Genomic DNA, 18,096 nt, shown 5'->3' on the forward strand with positions numbered 1-18,096 from the left:
GGCGCGCGGCGGTTCGTTCACCCTCAGGTGGAAGTCGCACCTCGGGGGTCGCCGCCGACCTCCATCGGGTAGACGCTGCGGTCGAACGGAGGCACCTGACCGCGCAGCCAGCGCTCGAGCACGGGCTCGGCGAGCTCGTCGCGCACGAGCGCGAAGCACAGGTGGTCGCGCCAGTCGCCGTCGATGTGGATGTAGCGGCGGCGGCATCCCTCGTAGCGGAAGCCGAGCTTCTCGACGACGCGCAGGCTCGCGACGTTCTCCGGCCGGATGCAGATCTCCACTCGGTGCAGCCCCATGCCGAGCATGAGGTGGTCGGTGGCGAGCGCGACCGCGATCGTCGTCGCTCCCCTGCCGGCGAAGCGCCGCGCGATCCAGTAGCCGAGGGTCGACGACGCGAGCGCCCCGCCCGTGATGTTCGCGACGTTCAGCTGCCCGGCGAACTCACCGTCGACCTCGATCACGAGCGCGAGCCCCGAGCCTTCGCGGTCGGCGTCGAGCAGCGAGCGGATCGATGAGCGGGTGTCGAAGCGGCCGGTCGGGCGGGTGCCCGGCAGTGTCGCCTCCCAGCGCTCGAGCCACGGGCGGTTGATCTGCAGCTCGGTCTCGAGCGTCTTGGCGTCGCGCAGCTTGATGCCGCGCACGGTCACGGCGCCATGGGTCAGTCGCGGGGCGCTGTCGAACACGTCTCAGAGCCTATGGCGTGTGGGGCGGGTGGCATCTCGATACGGCCCTGCGGGCCTACTCGACGACCGATGCAGCGGCGGGGACGACGACGTTGAAATTGTCGCGGAACAGGTTCTCGGGGTCGACCTCCGCCTTCAGCGCACGCAGCCGCGCGAGCGTCGCCGGCGGGAAGGCATCCTCGAGCCGCCCCGGCCGCTGGTCGGTCTCGAACGAGAGGTAGAGGCCGGATGCGTGGGGCGCGACGAGCGTGTCCCATGCGGCGTCGAGTCGGGTGCGGTTGCCGCCGAACGCGATCACCGAGAACTGCGCGTCGCGGTGCGCGAACGCGGTCGCGTCGCTCGCGACGTCGCCGATCGCCCCGCCCATGGCACGGATCTGGAAGAAGGAGTGCGCGCCGGCGTCGAGGAACCGCGCGAGCGCCCGTGCGACCTCCGGCGTGATCGAGCCGATCAGCGCCGAGCGCGTGGTCGGCTCGCCGCGCCCCTGATGCGCGCCGCCCGGCGCGTTGTCGATCACGCCCGCGTAGCGCGTGCGCACCACCTGCTGGCCGACCAGCGGCCCCACCATCGCGAAGGGCTGCAGGTGATCGACGATCTCCTCCGGCTCGGATGCGTCCACGGCGATCATCGCCTGCGCCACCCTCGGCCTCCCCGGCTGGTCGCCGCCCAGCAGCAGGAAGGGCGTCACCGCGCGGGCACTCGCTTCGGTCGTCGCACCCCAGCGCTCGAGGAAGTCGACGGTCTCGCTCGCGTCGAACGCCAGCTGCGCGAAGCCGACCTCCCCGATCGGCTGCGCGATCATCTCGAACGCCACCGCGACGCCCAGGTTGCCCCCGGCGCCGCGCATGCCCCAGAAGAGCTCCTCGTGCTCGTCGCGACTGGCGCGCACCAGGTCGCCGTCGGCCAGCACCACCTCGATCGACTCGATGTGGTCGATCGTCAGCCCGTGCTCGCGGCCCAGGAAGCCGACCCCGCCCGCCGTCGCGAGCCCGCCGACGCCGACGCCGCCGTAGTCGCCGGAGGAGATCGCCCAGCCATGCTCGTCGAGCACGCGCGCCACCGCACCCCACGTCGCGCCCGCGCCGATGCGCACGAGCCGCCGCTCGGCATCCACGATGTCGATCCGGTCGAGCTCGCCGAGATCGATGACGATGCCGCCGTCGTTCGTGGAGCGGCCGGAGATGCCGTGCCCGGCAGAGCGGATGCTGAGCGGCACGCGATCGGCCGCGCCCTGCGAGCGCGCGTAGTCGAGCGCGTCTGCCACTTGCGCCGGGCTCGTCGGGCGCAGGATCAGGCCGGGCGCACCGCCGCGCAGGTAGGTGTGCTGGCGCTCCGGGTACGACCACGAGCCCGGCTCGACCGCCGTGGCGGCGAGGCTCGCAGGGATCGCCGCGTAGTCGAGCGCCTCGGCGCGCAGCGCGATCGCTGCTGCCCCTAATCGCGGCGCGACCTCGGTGCCGCGCGCGGCGCGCTCTGCCGCGACCTGCTCGCGCACGGCCGGCGCCACCTCTGCCATGAAGCGCTGCATCGCGCTCGGGTCGTCGGTCGCCACGATGAAGGTGCCTATGCCGTCGTCGAGCGCCATCTCGACCAGCTGCCCCACCTGCGCCGCGTCTGCCATGTCGGCGCCGACGTTGAGCAGCCGGCGGATCTCCCGCGGGTCACGGCCGGCGCGGGTGGCGGCCTCGTCGATCGCGGCGTTGCCCTTCGCGAGGTCGCCGGGCTGCATGTAGCCGAGGCTCGGCAGCCAGCCGTCGCCGAGCTGCCCCGTGAGGCGCAGCATGCGCGGCTTGTAGGCGCCGATGTGGATGGGGATCGGATGCGCGGGGCGAGGCCCGCGCTTGGCCCCGGTAGCGCGGTGGTGCTGCCCGTCGACGCGCACGCCGCCGCGCTCCGAGGTGTTCCAGAGCTCGCGGATGATCGTGATCGCCTCCCGCAGCGCATCCACACCCTGCCCGGGGGTGAGCTTGGTGCCGCCCATCGCCTCGATGGCATCCCAGAAGCCGCCGGCGCCGAGGCCGAGCTCGACGCGGCCGCCGGAGAGCAGGTCGAGGCTGGCTGCGGAGCGCGCGAGCACTGCCGGCTGGCGCAGCGGCACGTTCGCCACGTTGGGAGAGAGGCGGATGCTGCTGGTCTGCGCCGCGACCCAGCTCATCAGCGTCCACGTGTCGTGGAACGCCGGCTGGTAGGGGTGATCCTGGAAGGTGGCGAGGTCGAAGCCGACGCTCTCCGCAAGCTGCGCGAGCTGCACCGGCTGCTGTGGCTGCTGGTTGGTCGGTGTGATGAACACCCCGAACTCGATGTCGTGCCCGTAGTCCACGGGAGTGCCTCCCCTTCGGCGCCGCGGCGCCCGTCACGGGCGCGTTCGCCCCCTCTGTGCAACCGCCCGGCAGGTGAGGAACATTCCGCCGCCCCGGGCGCGTACACAGCGCGTTCACTGTGGCGCGCTACATTCACGCCCGTGAGCGAGGACGAATCTGCCATCGAGGACGCCAAGCGCATCCTCCGCAGGCAGCTGCGCACCCAGCGCGCCGAGCGCGGCCCCGAGTGGGCGGCGGAGCGCGCGGCAGCTGTCGCGGCCACCCTGCAGGAGCTCGTCATCGCGCACGGCGCCCGCACGATCTCGGCCTACCTGTCGACGCCCGACGAGCCAGACACCCGACGCTTCCTGACCTGGGCGGCCGGCCAGGGCATCCGGGTGCTGCTGCCCGTCATCCGCGAGGACGGCCTGCTCGACTGGGCCGAGTACGACGGCACCGAGACGGTCGAGGCGACGCTCGGCATGCCGGAGCCGACCGGAGACACGCTGCCGCCGACCGCGCTCGACGAGGTCGACCTCATGCTCATCCCGGCGACGGCCATCGGCCGCGACGGCTCTCGCCTCGGCGGCGGCCGCGGCTTCTTCGACAAGACCATCGCCGCCATGGCAGAATGTCCCCCGGTCTATGCCGTGATCCATGACGAGGAACTGCTCGACAGCGTGCCTCACGCCGGCTACGACCAGCCTGTCGACGGTGTCGTCACGCCGTCCGGGATCATTCACCTACCGAGGAGCTGACCCTTGCCCGTCTACGCCTACGCCTGCACTGCCTGCGGCAATGCATTCGACAAGCGGCAGAGCTTCGCCGAGCCTGCCCTCACCGTCTGCGAGACCTGCGGCGGCGCACTGCGCAAGCAGTACGGCACCGTCGGCGTGACCTTCAACGGCACCGGCTTCTACCGCACCGATTCCCGGGCCGCGGCACAGCCTGCCTCCAGCGGATCATCCGCTGCCAAGACCTCCAGCGGACCCCAGCCTGCTGTCTCGACCTCTGCCGCAGCCAGCGGTGGAGCCGGCACGGTCTCTTGACCGAGTCGTTCGTCCCTACACAACCAGCACACTCAAGGAGGACCCCATGGAGGGCTTCAAGAAGTTCCTGATGCAGGGCAATGTGATCGAGCTCGCCGTCGCCGTCGTCATCGGCACCGCGTTCACGGCTGTTGTCAACGGCTTCGTCGCCGGCATCATCAACCCGCTCATCGCCGCCATGTTCAACGCTGACGACCTCGCCAGCGCGACCGTCGGCATCTTCCAGATCGGCCTCGTCATCGCGGCCCTGATCAACTTCATCATCGTGGCAGCGGTCGTGTACTTCGCGCTCGTGCTCCCGATGGCGAAGCTGAAGGAGCGCAACGACCGCCGCAAGGGCATCTCCCCGGAGGAGCCCACCGAGACGGACGTCGACATCCTGCACGACATCCGCGACCTGCTCCGCGCGCAGAGCGGCACCACGCCCGCGGCCTGAGCCACGCGCACCCTGGAGGGCGGTCCCGCGAGGGGCCGCCCTCTGCTGTCTGCGCCCTCCCCGTTTCCCGTGCCCCTGCCCCTGCACCCCATCCATCGATTGGCTCCTCCTCACATCGATTGGCGCCTCCCGCGATCGATTGGCTCGGTACGGCGCCACTCGAGCACAGCAGGCGCCACTCGATCACCGCAGGCACCACTCGATCACCGAGGGCGCCACTCGATCACCGCAGGCGCCACTCGAACGTCAGTGAGTGAGGGAGCGAGCGGATGGGTCAGCCCCAGTGCGGGGGGACGTCGCCCTTCAGACGCGCGTCGTTCTCGTTCGACGTGTGGCGCTCGACCGCCGGCTCGCCCGTGTAGCCGGGCGGGGGCTCTGTCGTGACGCGGCGCCCACGGCGGCGGATCACCTGCGGTTGCGGCTGCTCGTCGGCGACAAGCTCCGCCTCGGAGCCGTCGACCCGAGCCGCAACCGCCTCGTCGGCCGCTGTCGCGTCAGCGCCGCGCTCCGAGCTCGCCCCGTCGCCGGGCGCCTCCCTGCTCACGTCGTCGACGCATCCGCCCCGACGAGCTCGGCGATGCGGTCGGCCACGCCCTCCGGGTCGGTGAACAGCTCGAAGGCGTGCACGCGCATCGTGTGCCAGCCGAAGCGCCGCAGCACCTCTGGGCGCAGGCGCAGTGCCTCGCGCAGCGTGCGGTCGCCGTCGTCGTGGTCGGCCTCGATGGCGGCGCAGATGCCGCCGTTGGCGACGACGAGCGGCAGCTGGCCGTCGTAGGAGACATCGGCGCGCAGGCCCCGGCGGCGGAGTCGCGTCGCGAGGTCGACCATGAGCGGATCGCCGCCGTAGTACGACTGCTCACGGTCGCCGGCGGCGACGTCGAGCAGGATCTCGCGCAGCTGCGCGGCGCCGAACGCGAGCTTCTCGGGGTCGAGCTCTGCCGCGTCGAACGCCGTGATGATCTGCAGCGACTTGCGGGCGCGGGTCATCGCGACGGCCAGCAGTCGTTCGCCGCCCGGCTGCCCGAGGGTGCCGAAGTCGACGTTCTTCCCGTGTCGCGTGTGGCCGTAGCCGACCGAGAAGATCACCCGGTCGCGGCTCAGCGCGCTCGCGTGCGTGACATCGACGATCACGAAGGGCTCCTCGCGGTCGGCGACCACGAAGTCGGTGAGGGCGCCGTTGTTGGCGAGCGCGGCCATGACCGCCTGCTGCAGCCGCACCTCGTGCTTCTCGTTGGCCGTCACGACCATGAGCGACTCCTGCGGCCGCTGCCGCGCGTGCTGCGTGACGAGCTGCACGACCCGCTCGACCTCGGCGTCGGGGCTCTCGATGGTGGCGGCACCCTGCTCGGGCAGCCCGAATGCGCCCTGCACGATGGAGGCCGTGAGCGACGCGTGCCCCAGATAGGCGCCCGCCCACGGCAGTGCCTCGATGCGGCCCTCGTAGAAGCGGTCGTTGACGGCGGTCACGAGATCGGCGCCGCCCGTGCGGTACGAGCGCGTCAGGTGCAGCGTCGGCAGCACTGCGGCGAGCCGCGAGAGCGCCGACTCGGCGTGCAGCTCGTCGGGCGTCGAGAGCTCCTCGCTGGGGCGGATGCCGAGCGTCGAGATGCCGACGTCGAACGGCGCGGGCGTCTGCGTGATCGAGTCGCCCACCGCGATCACCTGGCGGGCGCGGCTGACGGCGCCGGCCGCCTCCGCGAGCGTGATGGCGCCGGCGTCAGCGATGATGCAGACGTCGAAGGGGATGCGCTTCGGCACCCTGTGGAGGTCGTAGGGCGAGGCGAGCCACACGGGCGCCACCGAGCGCGTCAGGTGCGGGGCGACGCGCTGCAGCTCGTCGGCGTCGACCGGGCCGGCCTTGACCAGGCCGCGCAGCGCATCCGCCTCGTTCCCGTGATCGTCGACCGCGAGCCGCCACTGCTGGGCGACCTGGTGCGCGAGGCGGGCGCTCGAGGCGTCGACGTGGGCCTCGTCGACGAGCGCGAAGTCCTGCTCGAGGCGGCGCAGCACCTCGGTGTTGCCGCGCAGCAGCGCGCGCTCCTTCGAGAGCATCGTCTGCAGCGCCGACTGCCACCACGCGAGGTCGAGCTCGTGCTCGACCTGGTCATCGGCGACGTGCCGATCAGCGAGGTCGGTGAGCAGCGCGTCGAGGCCGAGGCGCTCGACGGAGGCCATGAGCTCTGCGCGCTCCTGGATGTTCAGCAGCGCGTCGCTGGGGGCGGCGAGCTCTGCGATGCGCTCGATGAGGTCGGCGAGCGGCAGGTCGACGCTCTTGGTGTCGAACGAGAGCGCGGCGTCGAGCCGGTCGAGCCGCTGCACGACGTCGCGCAGGCGGGTGTCGAGCGCGGCGAGGCCCGCGGGCACCGAGGGGATCGAGCCGTCGGGCGCGAACTTCGCCCACAGCCGCCGCTGCTGCTGCGCGGCGACCAGCACGTCGTGCAGGTCGGGCACATGGGCGCCGGGCCGCACGTACTCCTCCGCGAGCTTCTTCAGCCGCCGGCGCTGCATGCCGCCGAGCGACTGGATCGCCTCGCGCCGCGGCCCGGTGGCGGTGATGAGCTCGCCCAGCGGACGGTCGTAGATCGACGGCGTCATGACGTCGAGCGTGGCGCGCACGTCGGTGAGCAGCGCCACCTGGATCTCGAGCTCAGAGATCGTCGCGGCCGGGCGCAGCTTCGTGTCGCCCACGACCTTGCGTGCATCCTTCTGCAGCGCGTGCAGGTCGCCGTCGGCGAGCTGCTTCGCATCCTCGAAGGCGGCGGATGCGTCGCCGCTGGTGGCGAAGGAGGCCCCGTACCAGGGGGTGTCGCTGGGCCCGTACTTGAACTGGCCGAGGTCGGCGGCCTTGCGCATCGTGGCGGCCACGCGCGGGCGGTCGGTGGCGAGCTGGCGAGTGGCGGCCTCGGTCAGGCGCGCACGGGTCGACGGCGCGACCGGGAGCATCGCCAGCCGCGAGAGCTCCTTGAGGGCGTCGAGCACCGACACCTGCAGCTGCGGGTCGACGCGGCGCAGCGCGGCGCGGTAGTCGAGCAGCACCTTGCGCAGGCGCAGCATCGCCTCGTCGATCTCGTTGGTCTCGGGGCGGGTCGAGCCCTCGATGCGCCGAATGGCGGCGATGAGGTCGCGGCGCAGGGTCGCCTCGGAGACCGCGAGCGCCTGCAGCTTGGTGGCGGCGAGCCGGTCGCCGATGTCGCGCAGCGTCGCGCGGCGGGGGCTGACCACCAGCACGCGCTTGTCGTCGCTCACCAGCGCCGCGACGACGTTGACGATCGTCTGCGTGAGGCCGGTGCCCGGCAGCGCCTCGACCACGAGCGAGTTGCCGGCAGCGGCCTCTGCGATGACGGCATCCTGCTCGCCGTCGGCGTCGAGCACGAGCCGGTCGATCTCGGGGTCGCGCTTGTCCTGCGGCGTCTCGTCGATGCCCGTGCGGCCCTCGCGCACGCGCCACGCGGCCTGCTCGTCGCCGCGGGCGGCGTCGAGCACGTCGTGCTCCTGCTGCTGCAGGTCGGCGGCCATGGGCTCGCCCACGTCGGCGAAGGTGGAGGCGAGCAGCCGCGCCTCGACCGAGAAGCCGGGCACGTGCGCCGCGGCCTGTCGCAGCGCGTCGAGCACGGCGTTGGGCGTGAAGGTGCCCTCGCCGGAGCCGAGCTGCACGAGCTGGCGCTCGTCGACGCGCACACCGTGGTTGCCGCGCAGGATGCTCGCCAGCCGCGGGTTCACGAAGGGGCGGCCGAGCAGCTGCAGCTCGAAGTCGCGGCCCCGCCGGCGCACCACGAGCGGGCGCAGCAGCACCGGCCCGTAGACCTCGCCGTCACCGTGCGGGAAGCGCGCCATGCCGATGCCGAGGTGCACGGCGTCGATCGAGCGTGCGGCGGCGAGCTCGATGCCCTTCGAGGCGATCGACGCGGCGGCCGAGCGCGCGGCGCGCAGTGCGAGGTCGTCGCGGATGAGGCTCGAGAGCGCCGTCGGGCGACCGGTGATGAACTGTGCCAGGCCGCCCGGATGGGTGGTGGAGAGCTCGATGCGGGTCGCGGTCGTGTCGATGAAGTCGGTGAGCGGGCTGCGGCCGCCGACGCGCCGCAGCGCATCCGCCCACGCCTCCCACTCGCCCTCGCGCTTGGCGGGCATGGCCTCGGGCGCAGGCACCGAAGGGCTCGTCAGCGAACGGTCGGGGCCGGGCGCGATGGCGTCGTCCGCGCTCGCGTCGCCGGTCGGCTGCTGCTCGGCATCCTGCTCGTCGACGAACTCGGCCGAGTCGAGCGGCGAGCCGTCGACGGAGCCGTCGCCCTGGTTCTCGGTCTCGTCATCACGCACACCGCGAGGATAGTCAAGGTCGGGCGGCACGCCTGGGTGACACTGCGGGAACCCGCAGAATCATGCGGCTCGCGGCTCGTCCCCGCGCGTTCGACACACCGGTACCACCTGGTCAGCCTCATCAGGCAGATGCGACCATTCGGTACCGGTTCTCGCGTGAGAGGCTCAGAACCAGGCGTCGCCCGTGCGGCGCGTGTAGACGGCGCGCAGCCAGCGGCCTGCCTTGTGCCAGAGCGCGAAGCGGCCGTTCAGCGGCAGCTCGTAGGTCGGCATGTACTTGACCGGCTCCTGCGCCCACGCGGTCTTGAAGGTGTAGAGCCCGCGGATGTCGCTGGTCTCCCACTCGGCGGGGTCGGGGATGTTCGCGAGCTCATAGAGCGTGACGCCCTGCTCGTGGAGGTCCTGCATGATCTTCCACTGCATGAGGTACGGCGCGAAGATCTTCGCGTTCTCGCGGATGCTGCCGGCATCCTTGTACCAGGCGGTGTCGCCGAAGCGCATGACGAAGGCCATCGACTGCACCTCGCCCTCGAACTCCGCGACGTAGAAGTGTCCCTGGCCGACCGTCTTGTAGACATCCCAGATGCGCTGGAAGTACTCCGGGTGCCGGAAGTAGCCGCCCGAGCGCACCTTCGTCTCGCCGATGAGGCGGTGCATCTCCGCCTCGTTCTCGGGCGTCATCTCAGTCTTGTGCACGGTGACGCCGAACTTGTTCTCGGCGGCCCGGTAGGAGTTGCGCGCGCGCTTCTTGAAGCGCGCAGCGACCTCGTCGATCGTGCCCGTCAGGTCGACGGCGACCGCGTGCTGGTACTGGCTCGAGGCCGCTGGCACCCAGCCGTTGCGCTCGAACGCCGCGATGAGCGCCGGGTCCTCGGTCTCGAAGGTCTCCATCTTCAGGCCGAACCAGCGCTTCGGGTAGGCCTTGGCGCGCGCGGTGATGGCGTCGATCGCCGCGGCGTCGATGCCGGAGACGCGCGGCAGGAACAGGATGCGCCCAGCGAGCGGCGCCGTGCGCTCGAACAGCTGGATCGGCAGCTCGCGCTCCCCCGAGCCGGTGGTCGGCACGGTCACGACGTCACGCAGCGCCCTCCAGGGGCTTGCCTCACGGGTGCGCGCCCACGCATCCGACTGCATGTAGTGCGCTCGCGACTGCCCCTCGAGCACCCGCGCATCCCAGGCGGCCCCGTCGGTCGCCTTCGCTGGCTTCGGCTCGGGTGCGGCGGTGGCGCTCATGTGCTCGCTCTCGGGATCGTGGCGGGGGGGTCGGATGCGGTGCGACTGCACCGCCCACGATGGTACCGGCGGGCGGCGGCTCGGTCGGGCGCCTCAGCGCGGAGCGGCCGCTCGGGTGGTGCGCAGCAGCCGGAACTCGTGGCGGCGCAGCAGCCGCAGCACGAGCTGCGCCGGCTTCGGGAAGGCACGCCTGCCCGCATCGGTCGGGTACGGCTCGACTGCGATCACCGTGTGCTCGACGCCGTCGACCACGAGCTCGCAGCCGCCCGCGGCGACGATGTTGCGATACCAGTTGACGTCCTCGCCGTATGTGAGCTCGCAGATGAACCCCTCGGCCACCGGAGCGACGATGATCGGCGTCTCGAACGTCGTGCCTGACTTCCGGCCGACGTGGCGCACGAGCGTGAACGGGCCGCCGGGCGTGCGGGCCGCCTTGCTGGTCGCCTTGTTGAGCGTGTGCTTGATGAACCAGAGCCAGGCGCGTCGCATGGTGCCATCATGCCCCCATCGGCCGGAGGCGGGAGCGACGCCGGGTCGCCCCCGCCGCCGCCGTCAGCGCTCGTTGTATTCGGCTGCCGCGGCCACGACGTCGGTCGCGAACGTGCCCTGCGTCACCGCGGTCGCGCCGCCGTCGACGGGGATCGTGACGCCCGTGACGTATCCGGCGAGGTCGCTGGCCAGGAACGTGGCGACCTTGGCGATGTCGTCGGCGGTGCCGGTGCGGCCGATCGGCTGCGTCTTGCCGAGACGCTCCGCGAGGAAGTCGGCGAAGGGCACGGCGTCCTCGACGGGCACCCCGAAGGTGCGCGCCATGATCGGCGTCATGATGATGCCCGGCGCGATGGCGTTCGAGCGGATGCCCAGGGGCGCGAGCTCTGCGACAGCCTGGCGGACGACGCCGACGACCGCGTGCTTCGCGATGGTGTAGCTCGCCGCCGACCAGCCGCCCTGGATGGCTGCCGCCGAGGCGGTCGAGACGATCGAGCCGCCCGTGCCCTGCGCCTGGAACTGGCGCGCGGCGTACTTGTGACCGAGGACCACCGAGCGGGTCAGCAGCGCGAGCGTCTTGTCGAAGCCCTCGGAGCCGAGCTCGAGGATCGAGGACGGGTCGCCCTGTGCGCCGGCGTTGTTGACCATCACGTCGAGCGCGCCGAAGCGCTCGACCGTCGCGGCCACGAGCGCTTCGATCGCGGCCTCGTCGGTGACATCGGTGTGGACGTAGAGCGTGCCCTCGCCCAGCCGCTCGACGATCGACGCGCCGAGCTGGTCCTGGATGTCCGCGATCGCGACCTTCGCACCCTCGGCGACGAAGCGCTCTACGGTCGCAAGACCGATGCCGCTTGTGCCTCCCGTGACGATGGCGACCTTGCCCTCGAGCAGTCCTGTCATCTTCGATTCCTCTCACTCACGGCCAGGTTCTCGTCGTATCCCCCGCAGGCCGAGCGCGGAGGAACGCCCGTCACATTCGACGGATGGCGCCCGACGCGAATGCGTCGATGAGTGCCATGTAGGTCTCTTCCGGCTCGGTGCGCTCGATCACCATCGTCTCGAGCGCGATCCTCGTCGCGCTCGCCACGGCGGCCGCGGCCGCACGCGCCGGAATGCTCGCCGGATCGATTCCCAGCCTGGGCGCGAGCGCCGGGCCGAGCGCGCGCTCACCGTCGTGCACCTTGCGGAGGAAGACCGACCACATCGCGTCGTCGGCGAACACGAGCGGGAACAGCGCGCGCGTGCGAGGGGCGACCTCGCCGCCGAGGCCGGCGCGGAAGGCTCCGCGGAGGACCTCAGGCACCGGCAGATCCGCGGGAGCGTCCACGACGGACTGGTCGAACCGTCGGGTCGTCCAGTCGAACAGCGGCGCCACGCACTCGGCCTTGCTCGGGAAGTAGCGATGGAAGCTGCGGGCCGGCACACCGATGTGGCCCGTGATCTCGGCGACCGTCAGATCGGTCGTGTCGCGCGCGATGAACAGCTCGCAGGCACCCTCCGATGCCCGCAAGCGCGAGGCTTCGAGGGAGCTGATGCCGCGATCCGCGTCCATCGCCCCAGACTACGCGGGAGTGGCAGAAACTGCCACTTGCTGACCGCTCGCCTCAGGCCGGCTTCGTCGCCTTGCCGTCGAGCCACAGGGTGTCGCTCTCGTCGCGGTGCGTGCCGGTCGAGCCGACGTGCTTGGCGTCGATCTGCGGGCCCTTCTTGATCACGTGCACGAGCGCCATGCCGTGCCCGCGCCCGAGGCCGTGGTCGGCCTGCAGCCACGCGAGGATCTCGCCGGCCTTGACCTGCTCATCATCGAAGCCGCGCTCCTTGGCCTGCTCGACGAGCTGGCGGGGCGTGAGACCGGTGTTGTCCTCGATCGCGTCGAGGTACGCCTGGAACGACATAGCGCGAGCATACGTCGCGCGAGCGGTCGTGCGCTCAGCGCGCGTCAGGCACCGGTCCGGCGCCCTCGGGTCGCTGCTGCGGCTGCCCGGGGAGCTGCTGGCCCTGGTGCTGCGGCGGCACCTGCTGCGCTGCCGCCGGCGCCTGCTGTGCCGCCGGCGCCTGCGCTGCCTGCGGAGCCTGCTGCCACGGCTGCTGCGCTGCCGCCGGGGCCTGCCACACCTGTGCGGGTGCGGATGCACCGTGGAGCGCGGCGAGCTCCTCCCGGATCTGCTGCTCCGCCGAGTCGCGCAGCCGGGCGCCGATCACGAGGTGCAGCACGAGGAGCACGATGGCGGCCGCGACCGCGATCACCGGACCCCACACGAGCACGCCGAACATGATCGAGTCACCCTGGGTGGCACCGCTCGTCGAGAAGAACACGTTCCAGAACGAAGCGCTCGGGTACTCCTCGAGCGTCGCCCGAACAGACAGCAGGTTGCGGACCAGGAACACGAGGCCGATCCCGCCCAGCACGGATGCCCAGCCGAGCAGCGGGAAGCGGCGCGCGCGATCGGATCGCCGCTGCTGCTTCTCGCTCATCGTGCGCCGCTGCTGCACGCGCTTCTCCAGGCTCATTCCGGCTCCCTGTGTCTCGTATCGCTGCACGTCGACGTGCATCGCATGGTGCCCCTGGAGGGATTCGAACCCCCAACCAGCTCCTTAGGACGGAGATGCTCTTCCATTGAGCTACAGAGGCCGGGCCCGACGAGTCTACCCGCCGGCCACACGAACGAAGCGCCCGCCCTCGCGATGAGGACGGGCGCTTCGTTCGTGGTTCAGATCACGTGATGTCGTAGAAGACCGGGGCAGAGCCGCCGATGTTCACGCCAGCGACGACCGTGTTGAAGCCGCTCCAGCCGCCGTGCACCGCACGGCCGCCACCGATGTAGATCGCGATGTGCGCGCGACCGACTCCGCCGTCGGCGTAGTAGATGATGTCGCCGGGCGAGGCCTGCGACTGCGAGACGACCGGGCCGAGGCTGCCGAGGTTGCCCATGCCCGTGTAGGACAGGCCGACCGCGGCGATCGCACGACGCACGAGCGCGGTGCAGTCCTGTGCGACGCCGACCTGCGCGAGCGCAGCGTTCGCGACGGTGCCGCCGGATGCGCCGGCCGGGGCCGCGCTGGACGACGATGCGGACGACGAGCTCGAGTTCGAGCTGCTGCTGGAGCTGCTGCTGCTACTGGAGCTCGACGTCGCCGCAGCGGCCTCTGCCGCTGCCTCCTGTGCAGCCTGCTCCTCAGCGGCAGCCGCCTCAAGCTCTGCGACGATCTGCTCGAGCTCGGCAGGCGTCGTTGCCTGGACCTCGAGTCGAGCCGCGCTCAGGCCGCTATCACCAGCGGTCACCACGCCGGACACCTGCTGGGCGTCGCGGGCGACCAGCGCCGACAGCGACTCCTGCGAGCCTGCGTCCGAGTTGGATGCGAAGGCCGGGAGGGCGAGGGGAGTCGCGAGGGCGGCCGCGACAGCGATCACGCCGACTCGACGGGCGCCGCGCACGACGGAAGCACGGTTGAAGCGCTTCGAGCCGGGCTCGATGCCGGTCATCTCGGTAGAAGTCGTCACAGGTAGATGCTCCAAAACTTGTGTTGCAGGAATGTGTCGCCAGGCGGCACGTCGGCCTACGTTACCAAATCGTTATCAGTTTGTCACCTGGCACGCAGGTTCAGCCGAACCGGCGAACCTCGGGCGTGCCGAACGCGGCGACCATCGCCGCGTAGTTCGAGTACTTGACGGGCTTGCCGCTGGTTGCGGCGTGGATGATCTGACCGTTGCCGGCGTAGACGGCGACGTGGCCGCTCCACACGAGCAGGTCACCGGCAGCGACCTGCGACGCCGGCACGCCCGTGCCGTAGCCGCCCTGCGCGCCGGAGGAGTGCGGAAGGTAGTGGCCGGCTTGGCCGTAGACCCAGGCGGTGAAGCCAGAGCAGTCGAAGCCGGTCGACGGGCTCGAGCCGCCCCAGACGTACGGGGCGCCGAGCTGCGACTGCGCGATGCCGACGATGCCGCTGTTGGCGGGGATGCTCACCGCGGTCGTCGCCGCAGCGCTGCCCTGGGACGAACCAGCGGAGGTCGAAGCCGAGCCGTCGGCGTTCGCCGTCGCAGCCTCGCGCGCCTCGGCGAGCTCGGCCTCACGGGCTTCCTCCGCCTCGCGTGCTGCCGCGCGGAGCTCCTCGAGCTCCTCAGCCGTGGTGCCGGAGATGCCGTCGCGCGCGATCGTCTCGATGCGTGCGTCGCTCGCGACGCTCACGGTCTGCGAGTTCTCGGCGATGACGCTCTGGAGCTCCTCCTGCGAGAACTGCGGGCCCTGCTGCGAGAACGCAGCGGCCGGCAGCGAGAGCGCGCCGATCAGCGCAGCGGCGATGCTGACGACGCCGATGCTCTTCGCGCCGCGACGCAGCGATCCGGAAGCGGGTCGAGCATGGCTGTGCGAGACGGCCACGGCCGTGGTGTGCTTCTTCAAGTCGGTGTTCCCCCAGGAATTTCCTTCAGGCCCCCACACCGCGATGTGCAGGGCTGACCCGGCGACACTACCCGACCGTTACCAATTCGTCACAATCGACGCACAGGGTATCGGCGAGCCTGCACGACGCCTGGGCGAACCCTGGACGCGCGGCCCCGCCTGCGGCGGTCAGGCCTCGAGATAGATGTGCTGCGCGAGCTCGACCGGCAGGTCGATCGCCGCGCCGCCTGAGGCGGTGAGTCGGATGCGGTCTCCGGCCGTCGCGACCTCGACCGTCGCGCCGGGCACGACGCCCGCGGCCTGCAGCTCAGCCAGACCCTCGATGTCGAACTGGATGGGCTCCCCCAGCCGCCGCACGATCCGCACGCCGCGCGCATCCGTCGCCCGCACCACGCCGTCGAGAAAGGAGGCTGCTGGCGGCAGCCCCAGCTCGGCGAGCCCCGGGATGGGCGTGCCGTATGGCGACTCGCTCGGATTGCCCAGCAGCGTCAGCAGCCTGCGCTCGACCTGCTCGCTCATGACGTGCTCCCAGCGGCAGGCCTCGTCATGCACCAGGCTCCAGTCGAGCCCGATGACGTCTGCGAGCAGCCGCTCGGCCAGCCGGTGCTTGCGCAGCACGCGGATCGCGAGCGCGCGGCCGTCCTCCGTGAGCTCGAGGTGCCGGTCCGGCGCGACGACGACGAGGCCATCGCGCTCCATGCGGGCGACGGTCTGCGAGACGGTCGGGCCGGAGTGGCCGAGGCGATCAGAGATGCGGGCGCGCAGCGGAGTGATGCCCTCCTCCTCGAGATCGAGGATCGTGCGGAGGTACATCTCGGTCGTATCGACGAGATCTGTCATCCGCACCCCCCTCACTCTCTCCGCGCGCCGATGTCTGCGTGCCGTGTCCGCACGCCCAGGCCAACAGGCCGCGTCTGCATCCCCGTGCGGGGCATCCGGCCGGTCAGCCCGGTATGCCACCACCATATTGGCCCGCGCTCGTAGAATCGTCCTGTGAGCGACATCATCATCCCCGCCGACCTCCTGCCCGCCGACGGGCGCTTCGGGTGCGGCCCCTCCAAGGTGCGCCCCGAGCAGGTCGCGCGCCTGCAGTCGAGCCTGGGCCTGCTCGGCACGAGCCACCGCCAGGCTCCCGTCAAGTCGCTCGTGCGCTCCGTGCGCGAGGGGCTCGCCGAGCTCTTCTCGCTGCCGGAGGGCTACGAGGTGCTGCTCGGCAACGGCGGCTCCACAGCGTTCTGGGATGCCGCCGCGTTCGGCCTGATCGAGCGCCGCTCGCACCACCTGACGTTCGGCGAGTTCGGCGCCAAGTTCGGCAAGGCGGCCGCGGCTCCCTGGCTCGAGGCGCCCAGCATCGCCGATGCGGCACCCGGCTCGCGCCCGATGCTCGAGCCGGTCGAGGGCGTCGACGTCGTCGCCTACCCGCACAACGAGACCTCGACAGGCGTCTTCCATCCGGTCGTGCGAGGGCAGGCGGATGCGCTGACGGTCGTCGACGCGACGAGTGCGGCAGGCGGTCTGGCCGTTGACATCGCCGAGAGCGACCTCTACTACTTCGCGCCGCAGAAGAACTTCGCCGCCGACGGCGGCCTGTGGCTCGCGCTCGCCTCCCCCGCAGCGATCGAGCGCATCGAGCGCATCGCCGGCTCCGGCCGGTACATCCCCGAGTTCCTGTCGCTGCAGCAGGCCGTGACGAACTCGCGCCTCGACCAGACACTCAACACGCCCGCGCTGACGACCCTGCTGCTGCTCGACGAGCAGATCCAGTGGATGCTCGCCGGAGGCGGCCTCGACGCCATGGCCGCGCGCACCGCCGAGAGCTCCTCGACCCTCTACAGCTGGGCAGCGGGCCGAGCGGAGGCGACGCCGTTCGTGACCGACCCCGCGCACCGCTCGAACGTGGTGGTGACGATCGACTTCGACGAGTCGGTCGACGCGGCGGCACTGGCCAAGGCGCTGCGTGCGAACGGCGTGGTCGACACGGAGCCCTACCGCAAGCTGGGCCGCAATCAGCTGCGGGTCGCGACCTTCGCGGCGATCGAGCCGAGCGACGTCGTGCAGCTGACGCGCTGCCTCGACTTCCTGCTCGACCGGCGCTGACGGCGCCGCGGGCGGCGAGCCGCCGCCCGCGATGCCGGCTCAGCGGCGGATGTCGTCCGGCTCCGAGTCGGACTCGGCGTCGGATGCGTCGCCCCAGTCGTCGTCATCGTCGTCGTCATCGTCGCGGTCGCCATCGTCGCTGCCGACCGCCTCGTCGACGTCGAAGTCGTCGTCGAAGTCGTCCTCGAGGTCAGCCTCGAGGTCGGACTCCAGCTCGTCCTCGTCGTCGAGCTCGTCCTCGGCGCCAGCGTCCTTGGCAGCGAGGTAGTCAGCGAGCCGCTCGGACCACGGCACCCACGCGGGCGACAGCAGCGAGGTGTCGCCCGGCAGCAGCGCCACCTCGAGCACGGTCGGGCCGCCTTCGAGGCCGCGCGAGAGCAGCACCGTCCACGACCAGTCGGGGTAGCCGGCGAGCTGCGAGGCATGGCGGATCGCCACGACCTGCGCCTGCCCGTGGGCACCGCCCTCCGCGAGCGCGCCCTGGACCTCGCCGACCGCGCCGGTCGGCGCGATCTCGTCGAGCGCCGCGAGCGCGAGCGCGAGCTCCTGCGGCGACGGCGTCGTCGGCTCGGGCGCGGGCTGCGGGGCGTGCGGCTGCGAGGCGTGCGACTGGTCGGCCTCGACCGGCTGCTCCTCCAGGGAGTCGGTCTCCGCCGACTCCGGCTGCGCAGCATCGCCCGACTCGGGCGATGGCACGTCGTGGTGGAACTCAGGCGTCGAGGTCATCGGCGACCTTCCGCAGCATCTGGGCGACCGTCGAGCCGTGCGAGGCGCTCGGGTAGCGACCACGGCGCAGGTCGTTGCCGATGGTGTCGAGCAGGCGCACGAGGTCCTCGACGATGATCGCCATGTCCTCCGTGTCGCGTCGCGCGGCCTTGACCGCGGTCGGACCGACGATGCGCACCGACAGCGCCTGCGGGCCGCGACGACCCTCGGCGACGCCGTAGTCGACCTTCGCACCCGGCTTGATGAGCACACCCTCCGGCACCGCGGAGGCGTGCAGGAAGACCTCGCCGCCGTCGTCTCCGGCGATGAAGCCGAAGCCCTTGGCCTCGTCGAAGAACTTCACCCTGCCCGTCGGCATGGCACCCTCCT

At 71.5% G+C, this 18,096-nt stretch carries 19 protein-coding genes and 1 tRNA gene; 4 read left to right on the forward strand and 16 right to left on the reverse strand.

The features are described 5' to 3' along the window. Positions 1 to 23: 23 nt before the first annotated feature. A complete protein-coding gene (locus tag MKD51_RS15475) occupies positions 24 to 683 on the reverse strand; it encodes a GNAT family protein (protein WP_240241386.1) in 660 nt (219 codons plus the stop codon). Positions 684 to 738: 55 nt separating this feature from the next. Continuing rightward, positions 739 to 3,003, reverse strand: a complete 2,265-nt coding sequence (locus MKD51_RS15480; protein WP_240241387.1) for an LLM class flavin-dependent oxidoreductase — start codon at positions 3,001 to 3,003, stop codon at positions 739 to 741. Between the two features lie 141 nt (positions 3,004 to 3,144). Here MKD51_RS15480 and MKD51_RS15485 point away from each other — a divergent pair, with 141 nt between their 5' ends. Genes MKD51_RS15485 through mscL form a run of 3 tightly spaced genes read left to right on the forward strand, consistent with a single transcriptional unit; the run spans position 3,145 to position 4,468 of the window. After that, the gene (locus MKD51_RS15485; RefSeq protein WP_240241388.1) at positions 3,145 to 3,741 is read left to right on the forward strand and encodes a 5-formyltetrahydrofolate cyclo-ligase; all 597 of its coding nucleotides are present in this window, start codon (positions 3,145 to 3,147) and stop codon (positions 3,739 to 3,741) included. A gap of 3 nt (positions 3,742 to 3,744) precedes the next feature. Then, positions 3,745 to 4,032 (forward strand): FmdB family zinc ribbon protein, encoded by a 288-nt coding sequence (locus MKD51_RS15490; RefSeq protein WP_240241389.1) that lies wholly within the window; start codon positions 3,745 to 3,747, stop codon positions 4,030 to 4,032. Between the two features lie 46 nt (positions 4,033 to 4,078). Next, positions 4,079 to 4,468 carry a large conductance mechanosensitive channel protein MscL gene (mscL, locus tag MKD51_RS15495; RefSeq protein ID WP_240241390.1) on the forward strand — a complete coding sequence of 130 codons (390 nt, stop codon included), beginning with the start codon at positions 4,079 to 4,081 and terminating at the stop codon, positions 4,466 to 4,468. 274 nt (positions 4,469 to 4,742) lie between these two features. Here mscL and MKD51_RS15500 read toward each other — a convergent pair whose 3' ends face one another. From MKD51_RS15500 to MKD51_RS15555, 12 genes are all read right to left on the reverse strand, one after another. Beyond that, positions 4,743 to 5,012, reverse strand: a complete 270-nt coding sequence (locus MKD51_RS15500) for a hypothetical protein (protein ID WP_240241391.1) — start codon at positions 5,010 to 5,012, stop codon at positions 4,743 to 4,745. Beyond that, positions 5,009 to 8,782, reverse strand: coding sequence for an AAA family ATPase (locus MKD51_RS15505; protein WP_240241392.1), 3,774 nt, complete (start codon positions 8,780 to 8,782; stop codon positions 5,009 to 5,011). Before MKD51_RS15505 ends, MKD51_RS15500 begins: the two co-directional genes overlap by 4 nt. A gap of 165 nt (positions 8,783 to 8,947) precedes the next feature. Next, positions 8,948 to 10,015: a peptidoglycan bridge formation glycyltransferase FemA/FemB family protein gene (locus MKD51_RS15510; RefSeq protein WP_240241393.1), complete on the reverse strand. Its 1,068-nt coding sequence runs from the start codon at positions 10,013 to 10,015 to the stop codon at positions 8,948 to 8,950. Between the two features lie 93 nt (positions 10,016 to 10,108). Beyond that, on the reverse strand, positions 10,109 to 10,504 hold the full coding sequence (locus MKD51_RS15515; RefSeq protein ID WP_240241394.1) for a nitroreductase/quinone reductase family protein: 396 nt from the start codon (positions 10,502 to 10,504) through the stop codon (positions 10,109 to 10,111). Between the two features lie 63 nt (positions 10,505 to 10,567). Further along, a complete protein-coding gene (locus MKD51_RS15520; RefSeq protein ID WP_240241395.1) occupies positions 10,568 to 11,404 on the reverse strand; it encodes an SDR family oxidoreductase in 837 nt (278 codons plus the stop codon). A 70-nt stretch (positions 11,405 to 11,474) separates the two neighbouring features. Further along, positions 11,475 to 12,056: a helix-turn-helix domain-containing protein gene (locus MKD51_RS15525; RefSeq protein WP_240241396.1), complete on the reverse strand. Its 582-nt coding sequence runs from the start codon at positions 12,054 to 12,056 to the stop codon at positions 11,475 to 11,477. Between the two features lie 52 nt (positions 12,057 to 12,108). Then, positions 12,109 to 12,399, reverse strand: a complete 291-nt coding sequence (locus tag MKD51_RS15530; RefSeq protein WP_240241397.1) for a DUF4287 domain-containing protein — start codon at positions 12,397 to 12,399, stop codon at positions 12,109 to 12,111. Positions 12,400 to 12,433: 34 nt separating this feature from the next. Further along, positions 12,434 to 13,015, reverse strand: coding sequence for a hypothetical protein (locus MKD51_RS15535; RefSeq protein ID WP_240241398.1), 582 nt, complete (start codon positions 13,013 to 13,015; stop codon positions 12,434 to 12,436). A gap of 46 nt (positions 13,016 to 13,061) precedes the next feature. Continuing rightward, positions 13,062 to 13,136, reverse strand: a tRNA-Arg gene (locus MKD51_RS15540). An 84-nt stretch (positions 13,137 to 13,220) separates the two neighbouring features. Next, the gene (locus MKD51_RS15545; RefSeq protein WP_240241399.1) at positions 13,221 to 14,006 is read right to left on the reverse strand and encodes an NlpC/P60 family protein; all 786 of its coding nucleotides are present in this window, start codon (positions 14,004 to 14,006) and stop codon (positions 13,221 to 13,223) included. 100 nt (positions 14,007 to 14,106) lie between these two features. Then, the gene (locus tag MKD51_RS15550) at positions 14,107 to 14,904 is read right to left on the reverse strand and encodes a C40 family peptidase (RefSeq protein WP_240241400.1); all 798 of its coding nucleotides are present in this window, start codon (positions 14,902 to 14,904) and stop codon (positions 14,107 to 14,109) included. Positions 14,905 to 15,072: 168 nt separating this feature from the next. After that, on the reverse strand, positions 15,073 to 15,744 hold the full coding sequence (locus MKD51_RS15555; protein WP_240241401.1) for a metal-dependent transcriptional regulator: 672 nt from the start codon (positions 15,742 to 15,744) through the stop codon (positions 15,073 to 15,075). A 153-nt stretch (positions 15,745 to 15,897) separates the two neighbouring features. On the opposite strand from MKD51_RS15555, the gene serC reads away from it, so the two are divergent. Further along, positions 15,898 to 17,001 carry a phosphoserine transaminase gene (gene serC / locus MKD51_RS15560; RefSeq protein WP_240241402.1) on the forward strand — a complete coding sequence of 368 codons (1,104 nt, stop codon included), beginning with the start codon at positions 15,898 to 15,900 and terminating at the stop codon, positions 16,999 to 17,001. A 39-nt stretch (positions 17,002 to 17,040) separates the two neighbouring features. On the opposite strand, the gene MKD51_RS15565 is transcribed toward serC, so the two are convergent. Then, entirely contained in the window at positions 17,041 to 17,727 is a 687-nt protein-coding gene (locus MKD51_RS15565; protein WP_240241403.1) for a DUF3027 domain-containing protein, read from the reverse strand. Beyond that, positions 17,711 to 18,085 carry a cold shock domain-containing protein gene (locus MKD51_RS15570; RefSeq protein ID WP_240241404.1) on the reverse strand — a complete coding sequence of 125 codons (375 nt, stop codon included), beginning with the start codon at positions 18,083 to 18,085 and terminating at the stop codon, positions 17,711 to 17,713. The genes MKD51_RS15565 and MKD51_RS15570 overlap by 17 nt, the downstream gene beginning before the upstream one ends. Positions 18,086 to 18,096: the final 11 nt, after the last annotated feature.

It is taken from the genome of Agrococcus sp. ARC_14 (assembly GCF_022436485.1).
In the GTDB taxonomy this organism is placed as follows: Bacteria; Actinomycetota; Actinomycetes; order Actinomycetales; family Microbacteriaceae; genus Agrococcus.